Annotated in this window: 14 protein-coding genes; 6 read left to right on the top strand and 8 right to left on the bottom strand. The window is 37.9% G+C overall.

Features of this window, described 5'->3' with window-relative positions; translation table 11 throughout:
• The first annotated feature begins 74 nt into the window (after positions 1–74).
• Positions 75–533, top strand: a complete 459-nt coding sequence (locus IEV57_RS15705) for an HlyD family secretion protein (RefSeq protein ID WP_188443997.1) — start codon at positions 75–77, stop codon at positions 531–533.
• 262 nt (positions 534–795) lie between these two features.
• A complete protein-coding gene (gene clpB / locus IEV57_RS15700; RefSeq protein ID WP_188443996.1) occupies positions 796–3,408 on the top strand; it encodes an ATP-dependent chaperone ClpB in 2,613 nt (870 codons plus the stop codon).
• 310 nt (positions 3,409–3,718) lie between these two features.
• On the opposite strand, the gene IEV57_RS15695 is transcribed toward clpB, so the two are convergent.
• The 7 genes from IEV57_RS15695 to IEV57_RS15665 all read right to left on the bottom strand — a co-directional run bounded on the left by IEV57_RS15695 (position 3,719) and on the right by IEV57_RS15665 (position 11,104).
• Positions 3,719–4,963 (bottom strand): NAD(P)/FAD-dependent oxidoreductase, encoded by a 1,245-nt coding sequence (locus IEV57_RS15695; RefSeq protein WP_188443995.1) that lies wholly within the window; start codon positions 4,961–4,963, stop codon positions 3,719–3,721.
• Between the two features lie 364 nt (positions 4,964–5,327).
• Positions 5,328–6,326: a 4-hydroxyproline epimerase gene (locus IEV57_RS15690; protein ID WP_188443994.1), complete on the bottom strand. Its 999-nt coding sequence runs from the start codon at positions 6,324–6,326 to the stop codon at positions 5,328–5,330.
• A gap of 42 nt (positions 6,327–6,368) precedes the next feature.
• Positions 6,369–8,897, bottom strand: a complete 2,529-nt coding sequence (ccsA, locus tag IEV57_RS15685; protein WP_188443993.1) for a cytochrome c biogenesis protein CcsA — start codon at positions 8,895–8,897, stop codon at positions 6,369–6,371.
• Positions 8,898–8,915: 18 nt separating this feature from the next.
• Positions 8,916–9,332 (bottom strand): cytochrome c maturation protein CcmE domain-containing protein, encoded by a 417-nt coding sequence (locus IEV57_RS15680; protein WP_188443992.1) that lies wholly within the window; start codon positions 9,330–9,332, stop codon positions 8,916–8,918.
• Between the two features lie 61 nt (positions 9,333–9,393).
• Positions 9,394–9,642: a CcmD family protein gene (locus IEV57_RS15675; protein ID WP_188443991.1), complete on the bottom strand. Its 249-nt coding sequence runs from the start codon at positions 9,640–9,642 to the stop codon at positions 9,394–9,396.
• On the bottom strand, positions 9,642–10,319 hold the full coding sequence (ccsA, locus tag IEV57_RS15670; RefSeq protein WP_188443990.1) for a cytochrome c biogenesis protein CcsA: 678 nt from the start codon (positions 10,317–10,319) through the stop codon (positions 9,642–9,644). The genes IEV57_RS15675 and ccsA (IEV57_RS15670) overlap by 1 nt, the downstream gene beginning before the upstream one ends.
• 119 nt (positions 10,320–10,438) lie before the next feature.
• Entirely contained in the window at positions 10,439–11,104 is a 666-nt protein-coding gene (locus IEV57_RS15665; RefSeq protein ID WP_188443989.1) for a heme exporter protein CcmB, read from the bottom strand.
• 199 nt (positions 11,105–11,303) lie between these two features.
• On the opposite strand from IEV57_RS15665, the gene IEV57_RS15660 reads away from it, so the two are divergent.
• From IEV57_RS15660 to IEV57_RS15650, 3 genes are all read left to right on the top strand, one after another.
• The gene (locus IEV57_RS15660; protein ID WP_188443988.1) at positions 11,304–11,696 is read left to right on the top strand and encodes a VOC family protein; all 393 of its coding nucleotides are present in this window, start codon (positions 11,304–11,306) and stop codon (positions 11,694–11,696) included.
• A 51-nt stretch (positions 11,697–11,747) separates the two neighbouring features.
• Positions 11,748–12,107, top strand: coding sequence for a DUF2200 domain-containing protein (locus IEV57_RS15655; protein WP_188443987.1), 360 nt, complete (start codon positions 11,748–11,750; stop codon positions 12,105–12,107).
• A gap of 202 nt (positions 12,108–12,309) precedes the next feature.
• Positions 12,310–12,654: a hypothetical protein gene (locus IEV57_RS15650; protein ID WP_188443986.1), complete on the top strand. Its 345-nt coding sequence runs from the start codon at positions 12,310–12,312 to the stop codon at positions 12,652–12,654.
• Positions 12,655–12,736: 82 nt separating this feature from the next.
• On the opposite strand, the gene IEV57_RS15645 is transcribed toward IEV57_RS15650, so the two are convergent.
• The gene (locus IEV57_RS15645) at positions 12,737–15,937 is read right to left on the bottom strand and encodes a chemotaxis protein CheB (protein WP_188443985.1); all 3,201 of its coding nucleotides are present in this window, start codon (positions 15,935–15,937) and stop codon (positions 12,737–12,739) included.
• A 551-nt stretch (positions 15,938–16,488) separates the two neighbouring features.
• On the opposite strand from IEV57_RS15645, the gene htpG reads away from it, so the two are divergent.
• Positions 16,489–18,372 carry a molecular chaperone HtpG gene (gene htpG, locus IEV57_RS15640; RefSeq protein ID WP_188443984.1) on the top strand — a complete coding sequence of 628 codons (1,884 nt, stop codon included), beginning with the start codon at positions 16,489–16,491 and terminating at the stop codon, positions 18,370–18,372.
• Positions 18,373–18,801 lie beyond the last annotated feature (429 nt).

Here is an 18,801-nt window from a genome sequence, read left to right as displayed (position 1 = left end):
CAAATTGTTTACTTTTCATTACTTTGAGGCATCAATTTTGCAAAATCGATCTTATTCAAATAAATCTTAACAATATGAAAAACTTAAAAATAATAATCGGAATATTTTTATTCGGCATTCTAATCAATTTTCAAGGCTTAGCACAAAGCGAAAAAGCTGAAAAGCAACAAGCCAAGCAAGAAATGAAAGAAGCTAAACAGGCTGAAAAAGATGAAAAAAGAGAGATGAAAGCCCAACAAGCAGAACTGAAAAGAATTCAGGCTGCTGAAAAAGCAGAGGCAAAAAGAATTAAAAGCTTAGAAAAAGCACAGAAAAGCTACGATAAAGCCTTAACAAAAAGACAGAAAGCTGAAATCAAATTTGCAGAGCAAAACCTCAAAATTGAAAAAGCTATCCAAAAGGGAACAACAAATGAAAAAATTGCCAAAATGGAGCTCAAGCTAAAACAACTTGAAATCAATGTAGAAAAGGCCAATTCTGAAATTTCAAGATTTGAAAGGGATTTAGAAAGGTATAAAGCAAAGGAAAATTAAATTTTCAAAAGCTCACGAAAGTGGGCTTTTTTATTTTTAAAAAGTCTGATTTTAATCTTTTTATTTGAACTGTACATAAGGTCAGTGATTTAGTTTTTTTCAAGTAGTTAAGTCATAGACAATATTTCGTTTTCTGTCAAAACGTCTTGATTTATAGCTTATTAAAGGTGGTTTTCGGACATTTTTTCCGAAAAATTGCTCTGGTTGATCATTTGATGAGATGATTTCAAATAACCATAGCAACAGAAAAACTATCAATAAAATGGATTTCAAACAATTCACTATCAAATCTCAAGAAGCTATTCAAAAGGCAGCGGAATTGACAATGGCTGAGCAACAGCAAGTCATCGAGCCTGCACATATTTTGAAGGGGATCTTTTCAGAAGATGAAAATGTGACTGACTTTATCTTCAAAAAATTGTCAGTCAATAAAGCCTTGATCGCCCAAAAAATAGAGGAAATCATCAAAAGCTTCGCTAAAGTAAGCGGTCAACAGCCTTATCTATCCAATTCAGCCAATCAAGTGCTTACCAAAGCAAAAGACTATCTGAAAACCTTCGGTGACGAATTTGTAGCAATTGAGCATTTGCTACTCGCTATCTTAAATGGAAATGATAAAACAGCACAACTATTAAAAGATCAAGGTCTGACTGAAAAAACCCTGATCGAAGCAATCAAAGAACTTAGACAAGGAAACAAAGTGACAGATCAAAACGCAGAATCTAAATACAGGGCATTGGAGAAATACTCCAAAAACTTGAACGAACTGGCCAAAAAGGGAAAAATAGACCCTGTCATTGGCCGTGATGAAGAGATCAGAAGGGTATTGCAGATTTTGGCAAGAAGGACCAAGAACAACCCGATCTTACTCGGAGAGCCTGGTGTGGGAAAAACAGCTATCGTGGAAGGACTTGCTCAGCGAATCGTCAGCGGAGATGTTCCAGAAAATCTCAAAACCAAAACTTTGATTTCTTTGGATATGGGTTTACTCGTAGCTGGAGCCAAATACAAAGGGGAATTTGAAGAAAGACTCAAAGCAGTCATCAAAGAGGTTACTGATTCAGATGGACAAATCATTCTTTTCATCGATGAAATCCACACGCTAATTGGTGCTGGAGGAGGTGGAGAAGGTGCCATGGATGCAGCCAATTTACTCAAGCCGGCTTTGGCTCGTGGTGAACTGCATGCTATCGGAGCGACTACGCTGAAAGAGTATCAGAAATACATCGAAAAAGACAAAGCGCTCGAAAGACGATTCCAATCCGTAATCGTAGACGAACCCGATGCAGCTGATGCGATTTCCATTCTAAGAGGAATCAAAGACAAATACGAGCTTCACCATGGTGTGCGCATCAAAGATGATGCGGTAATTTCAGCCGTAGAACTTTCTCAAAGATATATTTCGGATCGATTTCTACCTGACAAAGCCATTGATTTGATGGATGAAGCAGCAGCGAAATTGAGAATGGAAATCGATTCGCTTCCGCAGGAGTTGGATGAACTCAACAGGAGAATCATGCAGCTAGAGATCGAGCGAGAAGCGATCAGAAGAGAAAATAACAAAGACAAAGAAACAGTCCTTAGCAAGGAAATAGCTGATCTTTCTGAAAAAAGACAAAGTGTCAAAGCCAAATGGGAAAGCGAAAAAGCTGTCATCACCGGTATCAGAAGAGAGAAAGAAAATATCGATAAGCTCAAACTAGAAGCTGAACAAGCCGAACGGGCAGGAGATTTTGGGAAAGTGGCAGAAATCAGGTACGGCAAGATCGTAGATTCGGAAAAGAAACTGGAATCTTTCAAAGATCAATTGGAAGAAATGCAACAAGGTTCTCCACTACTCAAGGAAGAAGTCGATCATGAAGATATTGCCGCAGTTGTTTCCAAATGGACTGGAATTCCTCTGAGCAAAATGATTCAAAGTGAAAGAGAAAAACTCCTTCATCTCGAAGATGAATTAGGAAGGAGAGTAGCAGGACAGCGAGAAGCAATCGTAGCACTTTCAGATGCTGTGAGGAGAAGTCGAGCTGGTCTTCAAGATCCAAAGCGGCCTATTGGCTCCTTTATTTTCATGGGAACAACAGGGGTTGGAAAAACAGAATTGGCAAAAGCTCTCGCTGAATATCTCTTCAATGACGACAATGCCATGGTAAGAATTGACATGTCAGAATATCAGGAGAGACATGCAGTTTCCAGACTGGTAGGAGCACCTCCAGGATACGTTGGATATGATGAAGGCGGACAACTCACAGAAGCAGTGAGAAGAAAACCATATTCTGTTGTCTTACTTGACGAGATTGAAAAAGCTCATCCAGATGTTTTCAACATCTTACTTCAAGTATTGGATGATGGTCGCTTGACAGATAACAAAGGTAGAATCGCTAATTTCAAGAATACGATTATAATCTTGACAACGAATATTGGCTCTACGCTAATTCAAGAAAGATTTGCTGAAATAGAAGAATGGAACAAGGAAGAAATTTTAGAGAAAACCAAGGATGAAGTTTATGACCTTTTGAAGAAATCTGTAAGACCGGAATTCCTGAATAGAATTGATGAAACGATTATGTTTGAACCACTGAATCGAGGTGTCATTAGAAAAATTGTCGATATTCAATGGAGAGAAATCCAAAAAAGACTAGAAGAGGCAAATATTGAAATCGATGCCACGCCAGAGGTTTTGGATTATTTGGGAGAAGTCGGTTTCGATCCTCAATTTGGTGCAAGACCGTTGAAGCGAACCATGCAGCGCTTGATTCTAAACGAGCTTTCCAAACAGATTTTATCGGGATATATCAAAAATGACTCAGCAGTCTTAGTTGACTTGGATGCTGAAAAACAAGTGTATTTCAAAAATATAGATAGTGTGGTGGTTTAATGGATTAGATAAAGATTGAAATCTTAAATAATCCAGATTGATTAGAATGTTGATTGATAAAAGCCTCAGGGAGATTCCTTGAGGCTTTTTTTGAATTGCTCACTATTTTATAGTTAATTTTTACTCTTTTATACAATTTTTAGTTTTCTTCAGACAACCATTCTCTGTTTCATTACATTTATTCTATTCTAAGCAAATAAGATTGTAAATTTTGATCCACTTCGAACTCGTCAAACAAGCAAAAAAAGGAAAGCATCAAGCTCAGAGAAGCATCTTTGAGGAATTGGGCAAGATTTATTTAATTATCTGACTAATACCTCCCCACTCCAAATCCATCAATCAGAATCCCTGTGACTTCTTTTTGGTGGATTTGGCATAGGAGCTTGCCAGTACCGGGAGCCATGCTGATTCCCATCATTCCATGACCTGAACCTACTAATACATTTTCCAATCCAGGAGCCTGTCCGATATAAGGTAAGCCATCAGGGGAACAAGGTCTCAAACCTTTCCAGATCTCTTCTTGACTTGGGAATTTGGCTTGAAAATCAGGATAAAATCGGTTGATCGATTCAAAGATTCCTTTTACTCTGTTGATATTGATATTTTCATTCGTACCGGCGATTTCCATCGTTCCACCGAAGCGGACTTGATTTCCATATGGACTTACAGCAACTTTCATCTCAGTTAAGATAGAAGCTTGATGGATTTCAGGTTGATTTTCCTGAACAAAACTATAACCTTTTCCTCCCATCATGGGCAGTTTGAATCCCAACATTTTGGCCAACTCACCTGACCAAGCTCCTCCACAAAGGATAAATTGATCACCCTCTATTGCCCCTTCATGAGTAATGACTGTGTTTACTTTTGCTCCTTTTTTCTCAAAACCCAAAACCGACAAGCTAGATTTGAAAGTAACACCCTTCGATTTGAGATAAGTCTTTAGATAATTGTACAAAGCAGAAGGAGACAAATGCGCATCACCCGGAAACAATACTGCTCCACGCGCTTTTACTTCCAGATTGGGTTCTAGGTTTGCAATGTCATTTGGGGTAAGAATTTCAGCTTCCAAGCCATGCTTTCTAGCCAAGTGCGCAAATTCAATTTCCTCTTTTTCCACTTCAGGAGTTTGATAAAGCATCATCAATCCCTTTTCGACTAAACCCAGCTCTGCATCGGTATGTTTTGTTTTGAATTCTTGATAAAGTGATTTGCTCAGCAAGCTGATATTTTTCAAAAAAGGAATACTTTTCTCCACATGTTGCGGATTGGCAGCACGATAGAACAACCAAGACCACTCCAACAGTTTTCTATCCAATCGTGGATGAATGTAAAAAGGACTTTTGGAAGAAAACATCCAGCTGATTCCCTTAGAAATCATGCCTGGAGCAGCCAAAGGAATAATATGACTCGGCACGATCATCCCGGCATTTCCCGTAGAAGTAGTTACCTGCATGTCACCTTTGTCCACAATGACTACCTCCACTCCTTCTTCTACCAAAAAGTAAGCTGTAAAAAGCCCAATAATGCCTCCGCCGATGATGATGGTTGGTTTCATATTTTTTGTACAATGTATAATGTACCATGTACCAAGACATGGATTTCATTTAAAGAAAGTTAAGGATTTTGGCTCTTTGTTCTAAAATTCTTTTCATCAAGAAAGATAATGCTTTTTGGAAAAATAGAGTCGGTAAAAATTATTGAAGGGTGATATTTGGTTTGATAAAGTTTAAGAATTGATCATAAACTCTTGATGATTTTCAGGTGGGTATTCTTACTAATGGTAAAAATATCGGATAATTTACCTGTTAGAAAAATAATCCTTTCTTAAGATGGAACACTGATGACACGGATTGAGCAGATAGTCGCAGATCAAAAATCCGTGTTCATCCGCCAAATCAGCGTCTTCCGCGTTCCATTCTCTATATCACTTGAAATCCATGCACATAAGGATCATCGTCATCAAGAATAATCGTGTTGTAGCCATAGACTTTTGCCCAGCCTTCGATGCTTGGAATGATCGCCGGCTTTCCTGCGATCTCCGTGACTTCTTCTATCCTTCCCGTAAACTTTGACCCAATAAAACTCTCGTGGATAAATTCATCACCAGGCTTCAGCCATCCTTTTGCATACCATTGAGCCATTCGTGCGGAGGTTCCGGTGCCACAAGGTGATCTATCGATGGCTTTTTCTCCATAAAAAACAGCATTTCTAGCTGTACTAGATTCTTCTAAGGTTTTTCCAGTCCAAAGCACATGAGAGAGTCCTTTTATCTGTGGATGCTCAGGGTGGATGAATTTATATTTTTCATTCATCTTTTGGCGAAGATTTCGAGCCATAGAGATCAACTGCTCGGCTTTGTAATGTTCCAAACCTAGGAAGTTTTCCTGTGGATCTACAATACAATAAAAATTGCCTCCATAAGCTACATCCACGATAAGTTTTCCCAGATCATCACTTTCAATCTCCAAGCCTTCAGCTGCCAAAAAACTCTTGACATTCGTCAACTTGACAGAAGTGACTTTCTTTCCTTCTTGCTTGTACTCCACCAAAACCAACCCTGCTGGAGCTTCCATTCTTAGAAAACCAGGGTTTTTAGGCTGAATCAATCCTTCCTCAATCGCTATAGTAATCGTCCCGATAGTTCCGTGCCCACACATAGGAAGACAACCTGAGGTTTCTATAAAAAGTACCGCAAAATCATTTTCAGGGTCATGGGGAGGAAAAAGCATAGAACCAGACATCATATCATGACCCCTTGGTTCAAACATTAGCCCAGTTCTTATCCAGTCCAAGTGATCTAAAAAATATTGACGCTTTTCAAGCATATTATTCCCTTTTAGAAAAGGAACTCCGCCAGCTACGACTCTGACTGGATTACCACAAGTATGGGCGTCAATACACTGGAAGGTTTTTTTCATGTTTGATAATTGAAGTACTGTAGAAATATTCTATTTACCAGATTACTCCAGACCTTTATCTCTCATTTTCGAAAATTCATCGTATCTCCTGTAGATGGCTACACAGAATCCAATCAACATGATGATTGTTCCTGCCCACAAAATATTGATCTGCGGTTTCACGATCGCCTTCAAGACCACATAGTCTTTTTGATTTCTATTGACCGTGAAGATAAATTTATTCTCTTCTGGGACAATATTGGTCAATTCAACTTTTACACCCAACTCATTTTCGATTACAGGCACTCTACCTACCTGATTATTTCTGATGATAAAGATTGGCTCAAGAACTTTTTCTACATCATAATCCTGCACAATAAGCTTCGCTTTCACTGCTACATCTCCATCCATAAGTTGCATGCCATCAAGTTCTTTGACAACATCCGCACTTTCGAATTTAGTTACCATATCAGAGACGTAGAAGGTTTCACCTGGCGCTACTTCAAACACCTCATCTTCTCTCCATTCTGGATCATCAAAATCATTCACTACAGAAACAAATGTATATAAATCCTTATTCAGGAATCTTCTAGAATCTGGTGAGGAAATCAAGCCCATAGTGGTATTATACTGCGCCATCGGACTCAAGGAAAATGCAAATTGATCCTCTTTATAGTAATCAATTTTGTAATAATCATTTTCTTCTAAGACGATTTGTACAAATTCACCTTCTCTATGGTAAGTTTTCCCATCAATAACAATATCCTCCAAAACTATAGCCTGATTGACACCCTCGGCTTTTTTCAACAACTTCGCATCCACTAGACCTGGCACACCGACTACTTTTTTCTGTCTTCCTCGGTAGATGGCTGTATAATCTTTGATTTGTGTTGGTTTATTGATCCAAAGTAAGACATGCTCTTTATTGATTTCATCCTCAAAGCTATTGCTGTAAGTCAATCCAGATAGGTTGTAAGAAATCACTTCAGAATAACCGGATGAAAACATCACACCAATCAGAATCATCCCTAAGCCGATATGTGCCAAGGAACCACCAGCAAGTTTGAAAGTGGACTTCTTAAGTAGTTTGGCTAAAATCGTCGCGTTTGCTACTATGGTAAAGGAACCAGCAAGAACAACAATAATATAACTGACATCATACACTTTCCCCCAGACAATTATTACAGCGGAGATCAAAACAGAGATAATGTAAGGCGTCACCAAGGTTTCTTTGAGCGTTTTGCCATCTATCTTATTCCACCAGAAAAACTGCCCAACGGCTGTTAGTAGGGCCAAAACAACTGCAAACCACAATTGAAATTTTGTATAAAAACCAACTTGATCTGCAGGTGGTGCCATATTTGAAATCCCACCGAAGCTTTCTACCAAGGCATTCCATACAGGAATCGATGTTGGCAATATTACTTGAAATGCCATCAGACCCAAAGTAGTCGCGCCAATGAAAATCCAAAATTCTCTTGAATAAACTGAAGCTTCTTTCTCTGAAGTTGGAATATGCTTCCATGCTCTGAATGATAAAAAGATAGCAGCTGCCAAGAAAAATAACATATATATCAACAGCTGACCTGAAAGTCCCAAATCAGTAAAGGAGTGAACAGAAGAGTCTCCCAAAACACCACTGCGGACAAGGAAAGTCGCATAAAGAACCAAGATAAAAGAAGCAATCACCAAAACAATAGATGTTTTTAAGGCCGTGCTGCTTTTCTTAAAGGTGATCATGGTGTGGATACCAGCTACCATGATTAGCCAAGGCACATAAACCGCATTTTCTACTGGATCCCAATTCCAATAACCACCAAAATTCAAAGTTACATAAGCCCAGTAAGCGCCCATGATTATCCCCATTCCCAAAATCATTGCTGAGAATATTGCCCAAGGTAAGGCTGGACGAATCCATTCTGAATATTTTTTGGTGGCTAGACCAGCCATCAAGAATGCAAAAGGCACCAATGTACTCGCGTATCCCAAGAATAATGTTGGGGGATGGATCACCATCCAGATGTTTTGAAGTAAAGGATTCAAGCCTGTACCATCTGCTGGAATGAAATCTGGATTCATCTGGAAAATAGGAGATGAAAGCGCATCGCGGAGTAGAATAAACGGTGAACTACCGATCTTCAAATCACCTATCACCACTCCCATAATCATCGAAACCAAGAATGCCTGTACCAAAGCAAATACAACCATAACAGGTGCTTCCCAAGTTTTGTTGGTATGGATAATCACCAAGCCCAAGACAACATTCCAGAAAATCCAAAGGATAAAGGCACCCTCTTGACCTTCCCAGAAACTCGAAATCATATAATGCACAGGCAAAGCCATAGATGAATGCGAGTATGCATAGAAATACTCAAATCGATGGCTGTAAATAATCTCGAAAAGCGAGATTGCAATTACCACACTTGCTGCTGAATGTATGTAGAAAAGTATTCTACTGAAATTTCTCCAATTTGCCTTTTCAAGCTCAGAGGCTACACTATATTTATAATAGGAAAAGGCCGTCACTACTGCGCTGACAAAAGCAAGAATAGTAGCAAAATGGCCTAAATTACCCACAAAGGTATTTATCATATCTAATCTTAATCAAATTTACATTCCGGCAGTACTCACTTCCGTTTCTTGGTATTTGGATGGGCATTTCATCAAAATCTTGTCTGCCAAAAAAATCTCGTCGGATTTGTAAGCTCCGATCACGACGACCTGCTCAGATCTGTGAAAATCCGCTGGAATCGGTTCGTTGTAAAATACACGCTGCTCTGTGCCATCATTGTCCACCATCATAAAATAGAAGGAGGTTTTATTTTCATTCACTTCAATTCCTTCTACTTCACCCATTTCACTCTTCTTCAGTTGGCCCACTACGTGGATTGCCTTCTCCTCTCCCTTTATTTTCATCTCTTTGGCAGTTGCAAAACTCTCATAAGTACTTGCATCTCCTAACATCGAAACGATTATCACTATAGCAATAGCAATAATTCCCAGTCCTAAAATGTGGCCCTTTTTCATAATTCAGTGAATTTATATATTGAACTCTTTATCTCTTCAATTTTAGATAAAAAGCGTTGCTTTAATTTTCCTCTTTGAGTAACTTTTCTAAGCTGCTAACTTTTCTGTCAGTATTGATGATATAAACCAAGATTCCTGCAAAAACAATCCCGATCACACCCACTAAAACGTAGATTTTTCCTTCAGATCTCATGACGTCAGCCATTTCGATTTTTGAATTGTTGTAATCTTCTTCTGTAATAGCAATTTTCTCCTGCGCCATACCTTGGAGGCTGATTAGGAGAAATAATATTATAAACCAGTTCTTCATTATAATTGATTGATCAGTTTGTCTTCTATTTTTCTTTCAGCTCTCTTGAGCCTTACTCTGATTACACTAAGCCATGTGCCTAATAATGTCCATCCAATAACGGCTGGATAAAACACCAAACGCAGGTTGCTATCCATATCATAAGCATTGAAGCCAGGATTACCACCATTCCCAGGATGAAGACTGTCCGTCAGTCTAGGTAGTACGAAAATAAGAGGGATAAAGGCAGCAAAAGCGAAAATATTATACACAGCTCCAATCCTACCTCTCTGATTGACATCAGTAAGAGAATTTCTTAACACCAAATAGGCAAAATACATCAGTAAACCAATCGCAGATGCATTCTGCTTTGGATCTCCACTCCAGTAATCCCCCCAAGTGAATTTGGCCCAAAGCATACCTGTTATGATTCCTAACACACCGAATAAAATCGCTGCATTGGTGAATTCTATGGCGATATCATCATTTCTCAGGTCGTTTGTCCTGAGGAATTTGATGCTATAAATCACAGCCACTACCAGCATGATGATCATTCCAAACCACATGGTAACATGGAAATATAAGGCTCTGATAGTTTCGTTGAGAATAGGAAGTCGGGGAACATCGAGTAAGAGTCCTGCCACAATAGTATAAGTGAGTAATGCTATTGTCAGAATTTTCCACCAGCTTTTTTTCATCTAATCGTTTATTGCTTTTTCAAGCGCAAAAATAAGGCATAAGTTCCTGATTCCTGTGCTTTTTGTTACTTATTTGAGCAGTTCCAAAGGAATGTCGATGAATTGATATATTTCCGATATCAACTCCTCCACAAATAAGGAAATAAGATATAAGCTGTGGCAGAAATGATTGCATTGATCGCCAAAAGTGTCAGTAACTTATCTACACTTACACTCCAATCTAAGCCATCAATCGCATTTTTGGAAACTCGGATGGTCATTAGCAAAATTGGAATTATCACAGGAAAACTCAAGATAGCCATCAAAGTAGCATTGTTACTTGCTTTGGAAGCGATACCTGATACCATCGTCAGGCAAGCCGAAAAACCTAAACTTCCCAAGACTAGATTTAACAAGAATAACCCTTGATCTTGCACAGGATTCCCAAGAATCACACTAAAAACCAAATAACCCAATAACGCCAAGACCAAAGTCAAAACAGCGTTATAAACAATCTTCGAAACGATAATAGACTCAGGAGAAGCAATCATATAATAATACAACTGTCTTCCTTGATGCTCTTGCACAAAACTCTTGGCCACTGCATTGACAGCCGAAAAAAGAATAATAATCCAGTACAAAGCATTCCAAGTGGGCACCCCAATATTACCTTGCTTTGCACCTACACTGAGGTAAGTAATAAATACCGCCGAGACCACATACAACAAAATCCCATTGAGGGCATACTTTTGCCTCCACTCTAGCGTGAGTTCTTTGAGGATAAGTGTACGGATTTGTTGGAGCATGACAGATAATTTAAATTCAAAGATAAGAGATAATAGGAGAAGTTATTTCAATTAACACGCACCAAGTTTTGTTTGCAAGTCAATCAATTTTTGAACTTGAATAAAATTCTTTTATATTTCTTTAATAATTTGTCGGGATATCATAAATCAAAAACACTTCTTATATCAACCATTTCACCATAAACCAAGCACTAAAACTATGAACTCTTCATCAAAAAACCCCTTTACCTGGTTAGAAATCTATGTTGAAGACATGGACCGCGCTAGAGAATTTTATGAAAGCGTATTTCAGTTTAAAATGGTACCCATGCAGACTCCGGGAGATTTTGGGGATCTGGAAATGTGGAGTTTTCCTTGGGAAGACGGAGGGGCTAATATCAGCGGAGCACTTTGTAAGACTGAAGACTTCAAGCCTGGTACAGGCGGAACACTCGTGTACTTCACTTGTGAGGATTGCTCAGTGGAAGAATCAAGGGTTCAGCAAGCTGGAGGTCAGGTTTTGCAAGAAAAAATGCCAATTGGAGAACATGGTTTTTGCAGCATTATCATGGATACGGAGGGTAATACCATTGGTTTGCATTCTAATTCTTAATGAAATTCGCACCAAATCAAAAACTAAGAATTGTAAATCTAGTATAACCTAATGATCCCCACCCCAGAACATAACGAACGAATTGCAAAAATGACTTTTGCATCTGTATATCCACATTACATCACTAAAGTCGAAAAGAAAGGCAGAACGAAAGCGGAGCTGCACCAAGTCATCACTTGGTTGACCGGCTTTGATGATACGAAAATTCAGGAACTGATTGAAAAAAAAGTGACTTTTGAAGCTTTTTTTGAGCAAGCTGATCTCAACTCAAATGCGCATTTGATCAAAGGAGTGATTTGTGGTTATCGGATTGAGGAATTGGAAAACCCACTTACAAAACAAACCCGCTACTTGGATAAATTGGTCGACGAACTTGCCAAAGGCAAAAAGATGGAAAAGATACTTAGATGATTTTGATTGATGTTTTTTTTGAAAAGAAAACTGATAGAAATAAGAGGGAAATATTGTAGAAATACAATTGAAATAAGGGGAGATATAGTTGAAATAAGGTGGAAACACCCTTGGAATATTGTGAGAATACTAATCGTAACTTTTTTATCTAAAATAAATTATATTTCAGGGATAATTTAGTTTTGAGATTAAAAATATATTTATGGATTTCTTTAAAAAACATGCCAAATTTGGTTATGGAATAGCCGCATTTTTAGTTTTAACAACAATTGTTATTGGCTATTTCATTGATTTTGGAGATCAAATAGATGCATTGATCAGAACCATCATGTTTTGCTTGATTGGGGTCGACTATTTGACTTTTGCTTGGGCTTTTGACAAACCTGCGCTGAAACTCACCTTTCTTAGTTGTGGAGTTTACGTGATTATCATGAACTTTCTTCCCGATTTCGAAATAAAATCAATCATAGGCATCATCTGTATTGTAATACCATTTATCCTAATAAGAATTTTACCTGATGAAGAGGAGCCTGAACACGCAGAATAAAAGTACTTTCAAAAAAATAATCCTGATCAATTCAATGATCAGGATTATTAAAAGATACCTTTAATGTGTTTTTGCAAAAAGTTTAGGCGGCATCATCGCATTTGAAATAAACCTTAAACGTCGATCCTTTACCCAATTCGCTTTCTACTTCAATATCGCCACCGGCCAAGTTGATTATTTTCTTAATCAAAAATAGACCTACTCCGCTCCCCTCAACATGGTTGTGAGCTCTTTTGAATCTTGCGAAAATTTCTTGCTTTTTATTTTCCGGAATACCTAGTCCATTATCCTTAACAGACAGAATTATTTGGTTTCCTACTTTATCTGTGCTGAAACTGACCTCCGGCGCCCGATCTGGCGAGCAATACTTTATTGCATTACTCAGAATATTTGTCAGAATACTTCTCATATTTTTCTTAGAAAATGGTATTTCTGAAATCTTTAGATCTAAATTAATTTTTGCATTAGAAAGCACAAGCTTGTCTTTCATGCTGGCTTCAATCTCGTTAAGCATATCCTCGACGTTGATGTTTTCAAGGATATCTATTTCATTTTCGATCTTGACGATGTCTGTCAATTCATTGATAATAGAAGCAAGATTAGTCGTAGAAAGCATAATCATATCCATTACTTCTTGATCTTCTTCACAAGTAATTTCAATAGAATCTTCAAGAATGGTAATCAAGGACCGTAGATTATTGAGAGGGCCTTTCAAGTCATGGGAAACAGAATAAATGAAAGTATCATGATCTTGATTGATTCTGGATAGTTTTTCTTGGACCTTTTTCAATTCTGTGATATCATTAAAAGTAATGATCGCCCCATCTTTTTGATTGTCTTGCTGTTTGATATATGGTATCCCAGCCATCTGATACCATTTACCATCAAGAGTTTGAACTTCTTTTTCGATAGTTTCTGAGGTTGACACTACTTTCGCAATGTCATCCATCAAAGTCGAAAATCTTATATTGGTTGAAATATCACTGATTAATCTTCCCAAGTCACTCTCTTTAAGATTGATTTGTAAAATCGCTGAAGGGGTAAATTTTCGAAGTATTAGATTCTTGTCTACATAAAGCTGCGCGTTGATCGTAGATTTAAAATAATTGTTCAAATCATCATTTAACTCTGCGAGTTCTTTGATTTTGGTCTGGTACTCAATATTTACCGTTTGCAATTCTTCATTGACAGACTGCAGTTCTTCGTTGGTACTCTGCATCTCCTCATTACCAGAGATCAACTCTTCGTTGTAAGAGGAAATATTATCATTAGAAACTTCCAAGGCGTCAAAAGCATCTTTTAGCTTGCTTTTGGTTTCTACCAACTCCGCTTTCATATCTTCAAAATAACGCTCTGTATGCTTCGCTACCTCAAATACTTCAACACCGTCCTCACTTATTTCCTTTTTTTCGTTTTCACTAAACAAAACCAAGACGACATCTTCGATCGTCTTTTTTTCTGAGAGAAAAGGTTTGATCAATACGTTTACTGACCGTATGACATCCTCTTTCTTGAACTTGACCTGTTCGATAATTATTTTTTGATTGGAGCTGACGGCTTTTTTCAACGTAGTGGATGTCGCAATTGCAAGCTCTCTTGGGAGCATTTCAAGTAGATTGAAATTAAATATCTTTGGCAGAAGAAATTTCTCAAAGTCTCCTGATGTTTGGATAATTTCAAAATTTGTATCCACCCAAATTCCCGCCTGATACCCAGACTCTTCGAGTAAGGTGCTGTTTATAAGTTCTGTCAAGTTGCTTTTTATAAGGCTTTTGGGAGGAGTTGAACTCAAATTTAGATTGATCATCTGCCTACCCAAGCCCGGCGTGCTGTATGTTGTGTTTCGGAGATTCCTCACCACCTCGATACTTTTGTACAATTTCCATTTCTTATCTACCTCAACAAAGGATTTTTTCAAATCGCCCAAGCTTTCACTTGGACCCAAGAACAAATACCCACCCAGGTTGAGACAAAAATGTAGGGAAGCGAGGATTTTGCGCTGTAAAATAGGGTTGATATAGATCAAAAGATTCCTACAACTTATTAAATCAATTTTACCGTAGGGAGGCTGCTTCACGATATCGTGCTCAGCGAAAATGATCATTTTCCTGACATTATCCCTGATTTTATAATTATTACCTTCTTTGATGAAATATTTTTCCAATCGCTCTTGTGACACTTCTCTTTCGATAAATTCGGAGTAAATGCCTTTAGAAGCATGTTGCAAAGCAGCTTTATCTATATCACTGGCAAAAATCTTCACTTCTAAGTTTTTCTTAAGCTCAGTAAGTTCTTCCAATATAAGAATGGCAAGGGAGTACGCTTCTTCACCTGTGGCGCAACCCACTACCCAAGCTTTGAGTGTATCCACTTGAAGCTTATTGTCAATGATTTCTTTAAGTGCGGTTCCTTTAATAAGATCAAAAGCTTCTTTATCCCTGAAAAATTTGGTGACGCTAATCAAAAATTCTTTTGCTAAAATATTAATTTCTTCAGGATTTGCTTCCAAAAATTGTCCATACTCTTTGAGGGTGGTGATGTTACTTTTGGTCATCCGCTTCACAATCCTTCTGATAATCGTGGGCCGCTTGTATTCCGAAAAATCAAATGGTGTATGCTCTTGAATCATTTGTAAAATTCTCAACAATTCAGCATCATCTTTTTCTGTGATTTGGGTATTGAAATTATTTTCCAACAGACCTTGACTCAAATGAGCGATGATTTCTTCAGGTATCAATTCAGGTGGTCGAACTAGATCAACATTTCCGGATTCAATGGCGCTATTGGGCATTCCATTGAATTTGGCACTTTCTGGATCTTGCACGATCACAAACCCACCATTTTTCTTGATCGAAGTGATTCCTTTTGTTCCGTCCGTTCCTGTTCCTGACAAGATTATAGCGATGCTTTTCTCCCCAACATCCTTAGCTAAAGAATCGAAAAATATATCAATAGCCGTATTGGGCTGCCTTGTCTGCACTTCTGAAAGATATAAGGTACGATTTCTGATGGTCATATTCTTTCCTTTCGGCATCAAATAGACACGGTTTGGTTTAACAGGCATTCCATCCTCCACCACAAAAATTTCCAACTTGCTGTGATGCGCAAGGAGTTCAGCCATAAAACTCTTATGATCGGGAGAAAGATGCTGTATGATAATATACGCTACACCATCTTCTGGGGTATGATCAAATAATAAATGAATGGCTTCCATACCGCCTGCTGAAGCACCGATTGCAATAATAAATGGACTAGTTTCAGTTTGCTGGGTTTTCTGAATCATAATATCAAGTATTTAAGTTATACAAAATTTAAAATGGACCTGCCCAAAAAGACAGATGAAAAAATGCAAGCAACTAGCCCTAACACTTTGATTTTAAGTAGTTTTTTACAGGTAAAAAACTACCATTTTTGAAGATGCTTAAATAACGTATTGCAATAATTCAACCACGATTTGTTTTGCGGAATTATATTTACCTTATTCTTTTTCAGTGGGTTATTCAAAAATGACCAAAGATGCGTATGATTCGATTAATCATCAATTATACTGCATTAATCATTTATTAATTAATTTGATCTTAATGCACTTATGTCCCCATTGGGAATAGTTGCTGCTATTATTGAAAATTGGGAAAAATAAAACTTAATTTAAAACTATATGGATTGTATCATGAATAAACCTTGGTCCCTTTGGATTAATATTTTATTTAAAGAGTCATTTCTTTTACTCAGTTTTAAAATTCTGCCAAAATGACACTTTTCATCCTTTGGAACAAGCATTGATAAGGCTGTATTGTCAAAAATGTTTATCAATAAATAAAAATCTATATAGCTATGCAGGAAAAAGGAACCATCTCGATACATACCGAGAATATTTTCCCGATCATCAAAAAGTTCTTATACTCAGACAATGAGATTTTTCTCCGTGAATTGGTATCCAATGCGGTAGATGCCACCCAAAAAATCAAAAGATTGGCCACATTGGGTCAATATACAGGTGATCTAGGAGATACCACTGTGGAAGTGGCTTTCGACAAAGACAAAAAGACCATCACCATCTCCGATAGAGGTCTTGGAATGACTGCCGAAGAAATCAAGAAGTACATCAATCAAATCGCTTTTTCCGGTGCTACTGAGTTCGTAGAGAAATTCAAAGACGCCAAAGATGCCAATGAAATCATCGGTAAATTTGGTTTGGGTTTTTACTCGGCATTTATGGTGGCGCACACTGTGGAAATCAATTCCCTTTCTTATCAAGAAGGTGCTGAGGCTGCAAAATGGACTTGTGATGGCAGTACTTCATTTGAGATTTCCGAAGGAAGCAGAACCGAAAGAGGAACAGAAATCATCCTTCATATCAATGAAGAATCCGAAGAATTCCTAGACAAATGGAAGCTTCAAGGTATTCTAGACAAATACTGCAAATTCCTCCCTGTCACGATCAAGTTCGGAACAAAAACCGAAAGTGTAGAAGATGGTGAAGATGAAGAAGGAAAGAAAAAGTGGAAATCTATCGAAGTTGACAACATCATCAATACGACTTCGCCAATCTGGACCAAGTCGCCAGGTGATTTGACTGACGAGGATTACCTTGCTTTCTACAAGGAACTCTATCCAATGAGTGAAGATCCACTTTTCTGGATCCACTTGAATGTAGATTATCCATTCAACTTGACTGGAGTCTTGTATTTCCCGAAAGTGAAAAATGACTTCGATTTCCAAAAAAACAAGATCAAGCTTTATAGCAGACAGGTGTTTATCACAGACGAAGTGAAAGACATTGTCCCTGAATTCTTGATGCTCCTACACGGTGTGATCGATTCTCCGGATATCCCATTGAATGTCTCAAGAAGTTTCTTGCAGGCTGATGGGAATGTGAAAAAGATCAACAACTACATCACCAAAAAAGTGGCTGATAAGTTGGCTGAGCTTTACAAAAAGGATAGAAAAGTCTACGAAGACAAATGGAATGACATAGGTCTTTTTGTGAAATACGGAATGATCTCGGAAGAGAAATTTGCTGAAAAAGGAAAAGATTTCGTCCTGCTGAAAAATACAAAAGGTGAATTCTACACGCTCCCTGAATACAAGGAGAAAGTGAAGAGCATCCAAACTGACAAAAACGAGCAGACGATCTACCTCTACGCCACAGACCTCAACAAGCAGGATGCTTTTATCCAATCCGCCAACAAAAAAGATTATGATGTCTTGGTGATGGATTCTCCGATTGATAGCCATTTTATCCAACATTTGGAAGGCAAGGAAGAGAAAACACAACTGAAGCGTGTAGATGCTGATGTAGCAGAAAAGTTGATTCAAAAAGACGATGCTTTTGCAAACTTGCTTTCAGAAGAGCAATCGACTAAAGTGAAGGAAATATTCGAAAAAGCGATTGACAATAAATCCTACAGTGTGGAAATCGAAGGCCTGAATCCTGAGGAACTTCCAGTAACTGTAACGATGGATGAGTTTATGCGCAGAATGAAAGACATGGCTGCAACAGGCGGCGGAATGGGCTTCTACGGTTCACTTCCTGACAACTACAAAGTAGCCATCAATGGAAACCACAGCGTCATCGACAAAATCCTCAAAGCAGAAAGCGAAGAAGAACAAACCAAGCTTGCAAAGCAATCTTTCGACTTGGCACTCCTTGCGCAAGGCTTGCTGACAGGTAAGGACTTGACTGAGTTTGTGAAGCGGTCTGTTGGGATGATATAAGTCTGGCTCTCGCGAAGTAAGGCTGAGGTGCAAAGTGCGAGGAAGTTTTTTGCACGCTGAGACGCAGAGAAAATTTAAGTTTTAAAAACCCTGGAAATATCTATTGGAGATGTTTTTGGGGTTTTTTGTTTTTATAGGGAGACTCAAAATAATGAGGTAAACTCCCAATGTTGGTATTTTTGCAAAGAGCACTTTTATAAAAATTATTGAAATAACCTTCCTCAAACTCATACCATAACCAAATATAATATCGGGTTACTAATTGATAACAAGTCAATCTTATTTAAAAATTAGACTTAGAGGTAGATAACTAAAGCGTTTTACCACTTATTTCTTAGTACTATCTTCCTGTTTACAATAAAGTAACACTTATCATCATAATATTCATTTTTAATCTGATTAAGAGATAATTTTTTACCGATTAATTAC

The organism is Belliella aquatica (assembly GCF_014637795.1).
Lineage (GTDB): Bacteria > Bacteroidota > Bacteroidia > Cytophagales > Cyclobacteriaceae > Belliella > Belliella aquatica.
This window is presented reverse-complemented; position numbering and strand designations above follow the sequence as displayed.

Excerpts from the sequence above, each read along its gene's own strand:
- IEV57_RS15705 (WP_188443997.1), top strand. The coding sequence starts at position 75 with ATGAAAAACTTAAAAATAATAATCGGAATATTTTTATTCGGCATTCTA.
- clpB (WP_188443996.1), top strand. The coding sequence starts at position 796 with ATGGATTTCAAACAATTCACTATCAAATCTCAAGAAGCTATTCAAAAG.
- IEV57_RS15695 (WP_188443995.1), bottom strand. The coding sequence starts at position 4,963 with ATGAAACCAACCATCATCATCGGCGGAGGCATTATTGGGCTTTTTACA.
- IEV57_RS15690 (WP_188443994.1), bottom strand. The coding sequence starts at position 6,326 with ATGAAAAAAACCTTCCAGTGTATTGACGCCCATACTTGTGGTAATCCA.
- ccsA (WP_188443993.1), bottom strand. The coding sequence starts at position 8,897 with ATGATAAATACCTTTGTGGGTAATTTAGGCCATTTTGCTACTATTCTT.
- IEV57_RS15680 (WP_188443992.1), bottom strand. The coding sequence starts at position 9,332 with ATGAAAAAGGGCCACATTTTAGGACTGGGAATTATTGCTATTGCTATA.
- IEV57_RS15675 (WP_188443991.1), bottom strand. The coding sequence starts at position 9,642 with ATGAAGAACTGGTTTATAATATTATTTCTCCTAATCAGCCTCCAAGGT.
- ccsA (WP_188443990.1), bottom strand. The coding sequence starts at position 10,319 with ATGAAAAAAAGCTGGTGGAAAATTCTGACAATAGCATTACTCACTTAT.
- IEV57_RS15665 (WP_188443989.1), bottom strand. The coding sequence starts at position 11,104 with ATGCTCCAACAAATCCGTACACTTATCCTCAAAGAACTCACGCTAGAG.
- IEV57_RS15660 (WP_188443988.1), top strand. The coding sequence starts at position 11,304 with ATGAACTCTTCATCAAAAAACCCCTTTACCTGGTTAGAAATCTATGTT.
- IEV57_RS15655 (WP_188443987.1), top strand. The coding sequence starts at position 11,748 with ATGATCCCCACCCCAGAACATAACGAACGAATTGCAAAAATGACTTTT.
- IEV57_RS15650 (WP_188443986.1), top strand. The coding sequence starts at position 12,310 with ATGGATTTCTTTAAAAAACATGCCAAATTTGGTTATGGAATAGCCGCA.
- IEV57_RS15645 (WP_188443985.1), bottom strand. The coding sequence starts at position 15,937 with ATGATTCAGAAAACCCAGCAAACTGAAACTAGTCCATTTATTATTGCA.
- htpG (WP_188443984.1), top strand. The coding sequence starts at position 16,489 with ATGCAGGAAAAAGGAACCATCTCGATACATACCGAGAATATTTTCCCG.